The sequence below is a fragment of the Pseudomonas sp. 18.1.10 genome (assembly GCF_024655625.1).
Lineage (GTDB): Bacteria > Pseudomonadota > Gammaproteobacteria > Pseudomonadales > Pseudomonadaceae > Aquipseudomonas.
Window position 1 is genome coordinate 1 of sequence record NZ_JANLGL010000242.1, and the last position, 7,616, is coordinate 7,616.

The window sequence follows — 7,616 nt, forward strand, 5'->3', positions numbered from 1 at the left end:
CCACCGAATTTGTCGACTGACCCACCGCCTTCGCGAGCAAGCCCGCTGCCACATTTGGATCTTCATACATCAAAGACATTATTTATATGAATAAAATCATAAGAAAATAATGAAATCCAAGAATATTAGCTTAGACCAAAACAGCATTATATTTTCAAAACCCATTCCGTTATGTTTGATCGCAACAGCCTACCCCTGACCATGGATGGTACCCATCGTGATTCAGATTCTGCTCCCATAACCGGGTAATCATGCCCGCAGCAGAATCGTTGGAAGGGAACTCAACGTATGTTGCCGATACAACCCCCGCACGCGCCTTAGCCGCAAATCGCCGCCACATCCCCTAAAAAACGAGCACCGCGCACGACCGCGTGATTGCCCGACTTCGCGATTTGGATAAGCAGGCATGGCTATGAAGCAAGCGTTAACCCCCACCGCCGTTCTGGCCCTGGCCCTATTGGCCAACAGCGCCCAGGCCCAGGACGACAGCACTCTCTCGACCGTCGTGGTCACCGGTAACCGTGGCGCCGAGCAGCGCACCGTCACCAGCAGCCCGGTGCCGATCGATGTGGTCAGCGCCAAGCAATTGCAGAGCACCGGCAAGCCCGGGTTGATGGAAGCCCTCAGCGCGGTGATCCCGTCGCTGACCCTGCCGGAAAAAACCGGTTGGGACGCCAGTGGCATCGCCCGTGCCCCCAACCTGCGGGGCCTGAGCGCCGCCGAAGTGCTGGTGCTGGTCAACGGCAAGCGCCGCCACACCAGCGCCACCTTGAATATCAACGGTATCAACACCGGTGCCGCTCCGGCTGACCTGGACCTGATCCCCATCAGCGCCATCGACCACGTGGAAGTGCTGCGCGACGGTGCCGCCGCCCAATACGGCTCCGACGCCATCGCCGGGGTAATCAACGTGATCCTCAAGGCCGACACCAGCGGCACCTCGGTGACCAACGCCGGCCTTGGCTACGACGGCAAGAAACAGACCGTGCAACAAAGCCTCAACAAAGGCTTCGAAATCGGCAACGGCGGCATCGTGCAACTGGCGCTCGACGCGCGCAGCCAGAACGATGACAACAAGGCCAGCGCCAACGGCTACACCTACGCCCAGGCCTACGAGCAGGCCGGGCGTGCGACGTACGGCGGCTACGGCACACCGAAGACCAACCTGCTGACCCTGGGCTACAACGCCGAGCTGCCGGTGGACGACAACTTCAGCCTGTACTCATTCACCACCTACTCGCGACGCAAGGCCGAGCAGGGCCAGAACTTCCGCCTGCCGACCATCACTAACACCATCACCACCGGCCCCAACGGCTACCCCGGCGGCTACACGCCCACCTGGTTTATCGACGAAGACGACTTCCAGGCCGCCTTCGGTGGCAAAGGCACCGTTGGCGAGTGGGCCTGGGATTTGTCCACCACCTACGGACGCAACGACGCGGAGCAGGGCACCACCCACAACCAGAACCCGTCCCTGGGCGAAGCCACGCCGAACCACTTCACGTCGGGCACGTGGATTTCCACCGAGCTGACCACCAACCTCGACTTCAAGCGCGGCTTTGATATCGGCCTGCAAAAGCCGCTGGACCTGAGCTACGGCTTCGAACACCGGCGCGACACCTATGAGGTGCAGGCCGGTGACTATGAGTCCTATGCCAACGGTGGCTACTGCAAGGCGCCGGGCAATTGCGCCTCAAGCGGAGCGCAGGTCACCAACGGCATTTCGCCGGACGAAGAAGCCACTGCCTCGCGCAACAGCCTGGCCAGTTATGTCGATGTGGGCTTCAACCCGGTACCGGACTGGTACGTGGGCACCGCCTTCCGTTACGAACACTACAACCAGGGCGTCGGCGCCACGCGCAGCGGCAAGCTGACCACCCGGTATGACTTCACCCCGCAATTCGCCGTGCGCGCCACGGTGAGCAATGGCTTCCGTGCGCCGTCCCTGGCCAACAGCCTGTTCAGTGCGCGTTCCACCACCTATGGCGTGGTGGACGGCGTGTACCAGTCGATCAACTACGGCGTGTTGCCGGTGGGTTCGGGCGCTGCCCAGGCCCTCGGCGCCCAGGAATTGAAACCCGAGCGCTCGACCAACTTCAGCCTCGGTTTCACCCTCACGCCCACCGACCGCCTGAGCTTCACCGCCGACGCCTACGTCATCAACCTGCGCGACCGCATTACCCTCACCGGCACCTTGCTCGGCCCGGAAATCACCCAGGTGCTGCAAGGCAATGGCATCACGTCGACGTCCGGCGGCCAGTACTTCATCAATGGCGCCGACACCCGCACCAAGGGCCTGGACCTGGTCAGCAACTACAGCCAGGACCTCGGTGAGTACGGCGCGCTGAAGTGGACCGCCGCGTTCAACTGGAACCAGACCAGGATCCTCAACTACAAGGAATCCACGACGATCCTCGGCACTTCCTATGACCTGATGGACCGCCAGGCGCGCAACCTGATTACCGGCGTGCAGCCGAGCACCAAACTGATCCTCGGCGGCGACTGGAGCATCGACCGCTTCAACCTCAACCTGGCCCTGACCCGCTACGGCTCCTACAAGGAGGTCAACGTCTCCGCCGACCGCAGCCTCGACCGGGTCTACGCAGCCAAATGGATCACCGACCTGGACCTTGGCTACAACCTCACCAAAGACCTCAACGTCGCCATCGGCGCCAAGAATCTGTTCGACGTCTACCCGAAAAAACAAGGTGTACCGAGCAGCACCATGGTCAGCAGCTACGGCACCTATTCGCCCTTCGGTTTTACCGGCGGTTACTACTACACCCGGCTGACTTACGCCTTCTAAGGCCACCCCCCGCGAGGAAGAGAACATGCCCATCGTCGCCAAACCCTATGACCTGATTGAACCGGCGCGCCCGGTGCGCCAGGCCCGTGTCGCCACCCCCATCAAGACCTTGCAAGTCGTCCCCGCGCGGCACCCCTGGCGCTGGGCCGGGTCGATCTTTGCCGCGCTGGTGCTGCTGGGCATCGTGCATTCCCTGGCCACCAACCCACGCTGGGAGTGGGGCGTGTTCGGCCAGTGGTTCTTCTCGCCCTCGGTGCTGCGCGGCCTCGGCCAGACGCTATTGCTGACCCTGCTGAGCACGGTGTTCAGCATGATCCTCGGCACCGCGCTGGCGTTGGCGCGGCTGTCGGGCTCGCCGCTGCTGGCGGCGTTGGCCTGGGGTTACATCTGGTTTTTCCGCTCGATGCCGGCGCTGCTGGTGCTGATCATTCTGTACAACTTCGCTTACCTGTATGACCACATCGTGCTCGGCGTACCGTTCACCAACGTGGTGTTCGCCGAATGGTCCACCGTGGACGTGCTCAGCCAGTTCACCGTGGCCGTATTGGGCTTGAGCTTGATGCAGGCGGCGTACGCGGCGGAGATCATTCGCGGCGGCCTGATCGGCGTGGACGCCGGCCAGCACGAAGCGGCGGCGGCGCTGGGTTTGCCGGCTTCGCGCCGGGTGTTCCGGATCATCCTGCCCCAGGCACTGCGCTCGATCCTGCCGTCGGGCTTCAACGAAATCATCGGCCTGGTCAAAGGCACCTCCATTGTCTACGTGCTGGCCTTGCCTGAGCTGTTCTACACCGTGCAGGTCATCTACAACCGCACCCAGGCGGTGATCCCGCTGCTGATCGTGGCAACCGTGTGGTACCTGATTATCACCACCGTGCTGACCAGCGCGCAGTACTACGTCGAGCGCTACTTTGCCCGTGGCACCGCCCGCGTGCTGCCACCGACGCCGTTGCAACGCATCCGCCGCTGGCTCAAGGAGAAATCCCATGAGTGAAGCCCGCGCCGGCCGCATTCAAATCCAGGGCGTGGGCAAGCGCTTTGGCAACCAGCAGGTGTTGCAAGACATCCACCTGACCATTGACCCGGGCAAGGTCACGGTGATTCTCGGGCCGTCGGGCTCGGGCAAATCCACCTTGCTGCGCACCATCAACCACCTGGAAAAGATCGACAGCGGCCACATCACCATCGACGGTGAATACGTCGGCTATCGGCGCAAGGGCGACCTGCTCTATGAACTCAAAGAGCGGGAAATCCTCAAGCGCCGGATCGACGTCGGTTTCGTGTTCCAGAACTTCAACCTGTTCCCGCACCTCAGCGCCTGGGAAAACATCGCCGAGGCGCCCCTGGCCCACAAGCGCTGGAGCAAGGCCGAAGCGCAGGCCAAGGCATCCGCGCTGCTGGCCAAGGTGGGCCTTGCAGATAAAGCCGACGCCTATCCACGCCAATTGTCCGGCGGCCAGCAACAACGCGTGGCCATCGCCCGCGCCCTGGCGCTGGACCCGAAAGTGCTGCTGTTCGATGAACCCACCTCGGCCCTCGACCCGGAGCTGGTGGGCGAAGTGCTCGATGTGATCAAGGGCCTGACACAACTGGGCGTGACCCTGGTGATCGTCACCCACGAAATCGGTTTTGCCCGCGAAGTGGCCGACCACGTGGTGTTCCTCTGCGACGGCCAGCTCATCGAAGAAGGCCCGCCTGAACAGATTTTCCGCCAACCCCGGCATCCCCGCACTGTGGCCTTTCTCGGCAAGGTGCTTTAGTTCAAGGAGTGACTGCCCATGTTTATTTCTACTGCCCGTGTGGCCCTGCTGGCGCTGGCCGTCAGTGCTGCGCAAAGTGCGTTCGCCGTGCAACAGGTGGACCTCAGCCCCGACCGCGTGCGCATCCATGTGCCGCGTAATGAAGCCGCCATCGCGCAGATCCCGCCGGGCTTCAAGTTCGCCCAGCCGGGCAAGTTCACCGTGGCCGTGTCCGGCGTGGCCGGGCCACCCCTGGCGCTGCTGGCCAATGACGACAAGACCACCATCGGCAGCGAAGCCGACACCGCGCAACTGGTGGCTGACAGCCTCGGCCTGCAACTCAACGTGGTGCAGACCAGTTGGGAAGATTGGCCGCTGGGCGTCAGCTCGGGCAAATACGACGCGGTCATCAGCAACGTCACCGTGACCGAAGCGCGCAAGAAGCGCTTTGACTTCGCCACCTATCGCCAGGACGTGCTCGGCTTTTATGTGAAGAGCACCAGCCAGATCAACGAGATCAAACAGGCCTCGGACATCGCCGGGCTGAAGATCATCGTCGGCTCCGGCACCAACCAGGAAAAAGTCCTGTTGGCGTGGAACGAGGCGAATGAAAAGGCCGGGAACAAGCCCGCGCTGTTGCAGTACTTCGACGACCAGGCCGCCGCGCAACTGGCGGTGCAATCCGGGCGCAGTGATGCGTTGTTCGGGCCGAACTCGGTGTACGCCTATTCCGCGGCGATCACCGGCGGCATCAAGCGCGTCGGCACCGTCAACGGCGGCTGGCCGTTGCAGGCCGACATCGCCGTGACCACGCGCAAGGACAACGGCCTGGTCAAGCCGATCCACACCGCCCTGGAAAGCGCGATTGCCGGCGGCCAATACGAGCAGGTGCTGCAACGCTGGGGCCTGGACGTGGAGCGCGTCGACAAGTCGCTAATCAACCCACCGGGCCTGCCGGATTAAGGAGTGGCGAACATGGGACTGACACGACGTGAAGCGCTGTCGAGCATCGCCGCGGTAGGCGGCGAAAAAGCGCTCAAGGATGCCCTGGCGGTGTTGGGCCTGGGGCCTTCGTCGCACCGCCGCCCGCAACCGCTGACACTCAAGGACGGCCTGGGGCAGGGCACTCGCGTGCTGGTGCTGGGCGCCGGGATTGCCGGGTTGGTCACGGCGCTGGAACTGACCCGCGCCGGCTTCGAGGTGCAAGTGCTGGAGGCCCGCGAGCGGGTGGGCGGGCGCACCTGGACGATCCGCCATGGCGACCGCGTGGACTACAAGGACGGCCGCACGCAAACCGCAGCGTTCGATCAAGGCCACTACTTCAACGCAGGCCCTGCGCGAATCCCCAGCCAGCACCGCACGATCCTCGACTATTGCAGCGAACTCGGGGTGCCGCTGGAAGTGCTGGTCAACAGCAGCCATGGCGCCCAGGTGCGCCCGGATATCGACAAGCCGGCGTTCAGCGTCGGCCAGGCGATCAACGACGCGCGGGGACGCGTGTCCGGCCTGCTGGCCAAGGCCGTGCAGCGTGATGCCCTCGACGACGTGTTGAGCAGCGAAGAACGCACACGCTTGCTGGCGTTTTTGCGGGTGTATGGCGACCTCTCGCAAGAGCTGGCGTTCGAAGGCACGATCCGTTCGGGGCACCTGGAATCACCGGCCCATCCCGGCGCATTACCGGCTGCGCGCAGCCCGCTGGCGCTGGATCAACTGCTGCACCCGGAGCTGTGGGGCGCATTGCTGCACACCGAGTTCCCGGAATTCTCGGCGACCATGTTCCAGCCGGTGGGTGGTATGGACCGCATCACCGATGCTTTCTACGCCCGGGTCCGCGACCAGGTGCAACTGGGTGCGCAGGTGCGGCAGATCCGCCAGTTGGACGACGGCGTCGCGGTGACGTATCACGACAGGCACAGCGGCCGCGAACAGGTGGTGCGCGCCGACTACCTGGTCTCGACCCTGCCGCTGCCACTGCTGGCCAAGCTCGATACTGACTTCAGCGACCCGATCAAGGCCGCCTTGCTCAGCACCCGCAGCGACCAGGCGACCAAAGTGGCGTGGCAGTCGCCGCGCTTCTGGGAGACCGACTACCGCACCTACGGCGGCCTGTCGTGGATCGAACACCCGGCACGCCTGCTGTGGTACCCGAGCAACGGCCTCAACACCCGCGACGGTTTGCTGGTGGCCGGTTATGTGACGGGCGAGGGCGCCGACCGCTTCGGCGCGCAACCGTTGGACCAGCAGTACGCCACCTCGAAAGAAGCCGTGGAGCTGCTGCATCCCGGTTATGCCAAACACCTGCGCCACCCGCTGGCGGTGTCCTGGGAACAGATCCCCTACAGCGAAGGCCCATGGCTGCAACGCGAACACTTCCCGGCCGATGCCAGCGCCTTGCTTGAAGCCGGTTTTGGCCGCGTGTACTTCGCCGGTGACGGCCTGGTGCAGAGCGGCGTGGGCATCTGGCAGGAATCGGCGGCGAACTCGGCGCGCCATGTGGTGGCGCAACTGGCCGAACGGGTGACTCAACAACGTCAGATGGCGGCAGTGGCCGCGTCCTAAGGAGCTTCATCATGAGCGACAGCATTCAACGCACCAGCGTCGGCAACTTCCCGATCTCGCAAACCGTTACCGTGCCGGCGTCCGCCAGCCTGATCTTTGTCAGCGGCACCTTGCCCGACCTGCACGACGCCAACGCCCCGGCGGGCACGCCGGCGGCCTATGGCAATACCGAAGTGCAGACGGTGTCGGTGTTCAACAAGATCCGCCAGATCCTCCAGCAACACGACCTCGACCTCGGCGATATCGTGCAACTGCGGGTATTTCTGGTGGGCGCCGAAGAGACCGGCGGCAAGCTCGACTTTGCCGGGTTGCAGGCCGGCTACACGCAGTTCTTTGGCACGCCAGCGCAGCCGAACAAACCGGCGCGTACTGCGTTGCAAGTGGTGGCGTTGCCACTGCCGGGTGCGCTGGTGGAAGTCGAAGCCATCGCCGCCAGAACCAACTGACTCACTCGGTAAAAAACTGTGGGAGCGGGCTTGTGTGGGAGCGGGCTTGCTCGCGAATGCGGTGGTTCA

6 protein-coding genes are annotated in these 7,616 nt (G+C 63.6%); all 6 read left to right on the plus strand.

Features of this window, described 5'->3' with window-relative positions; translation table 11 throughout:
• Positions 1 to 412 precede the first annotated feature (412 nt).
• Genes NUV89_RS25715 through NUV89_RS25740 form a run of 6 tightly spaced genes read left to right on the plus strand, consistent with a single transcriptional unit; the run spans position 413 to position 7,547 of the window.
• Positions 413 to 2,806, plus strand: coding sequence for a TonB-dependent siderophore receptor (locus NUV89_RS25715; protein WP_257783528.1), 2,394 nt, complete (start codon positions 413 to 415; stop codon positions 2,804 to 2,806).
• Positions 2,807 to 2,831: 25 nt separating this feature from the next.
• Positions 2,832 to 3,797: an amino acid ABC transporter permease gene (locus NUV89_RS25720; protein ID WP_257783529.1), complete on the plus strand. Its 966-nt coding sequence runs from the start codon at positions 2,832 to 2,834 to the stop codon at positions 3,795 to 3,797.
• Positions 3,790 to 4,563: an amino acid ABC transporter ATP-binding protein gene (locus NUV89_RS25725; RefSeq protein WP_257783530.1), complete on the plus strand. Its 774-nt coding sequence runs from the start codon at positions 3,790 to 3,792 to the stop codon at positions 4,561 to 4,563. Before NUV89_RS25720 ends, NUV89_RS25725 begins: the two co-directional genes overlap by 8 nt.
• An 18-nt stretch (positions 4,564 to 4,581) precedes the next feature.
• Positions 4,582 to 5,505: an ABC transporter substrate-binding protein gene (locus NUV89_RS25730; protein ID WP_257783531.1), complete on the plus strand. Its 924-nt coding sequence runs from the start codon at positions 4,582 to 4,584 to the stop codon at positions 5,503 to 5,505.
• A 12-nt stretch (positions 5,506 to 5,517) separates the two neighbouring features.
• The gene (locus NUV89_RS25735; protein ID WP_257783532.1) at positions 5,518 to 7,101 is read left to right on the plus strand and encodes an FAD-dependent oxidoreductase; all 1,584 of its coding nucleotides are present in this window, start codon (positions 5,518 to 5,520) and stop codon (positions 7,099 to 7,101) included.
• An 11-nt stretch (positions 7,102 to 7,112) separates the two neighbouring features.
• Entirely contained in the window at positions 7,113 to 7,547 is a 435-nt protein-coding gene (locus tag NUV89_RS25740; protein WP_257783533.1) for a RidA family protein, read from the plus strand.
• Positions 7,548 to 7,616 lie beyond the last annotated feature (69 nt).

What these genes read in the sequence shown, in the direction of transcription:
- NUV89_RS25715 (WP_257783528.1), top strand. Translation starts at nt 413, where the DNA reads ATGAAGCAAGCGTTAACCCCCACCGCCGTTCTGGCCCTGGCCCTATTG.
- NUV89_RS25720 (WP_257783529.1), top strand. Translation starts at nt 2,832, where the DNA reads ATGCCCATCGTCGCCAAACCCTATGACCTGATTGAACCGGCGCGCCCG.
- NUV89_RS25725 (WP_257783530.1), top strand. Translation starts at nt 3,790, where the DNA reads ATGAGTGAAGCCCGCGCCGGCCGCATTCAAATCCAGGGCGTGGGCAAG.
- NUV89_RS25730 (WP_257783531.1), top strand. Translation starts at nt 4,582, where the DNA reads ATGTTTATTTCTACTGCCCGTGTGGCCCTGCTGGCGCTGGCCGTCAGT.
- NUV89_RS25735 (WP_257783532.1), top strand. Translation starts at nt 5,518, where the DNA reads ATGGGACTGACACGACGTGAAGCGCTGTCGAGCATCGCCGCGGTAGGC.
- NUV89_RS25740 (WP_257783533.1), top strand. Translation starts at nt 7,113, where the DNA reads ATGAGCGACAGCATTCAACGCACCAGCGTCGGCAACTTCCCGATCTCG.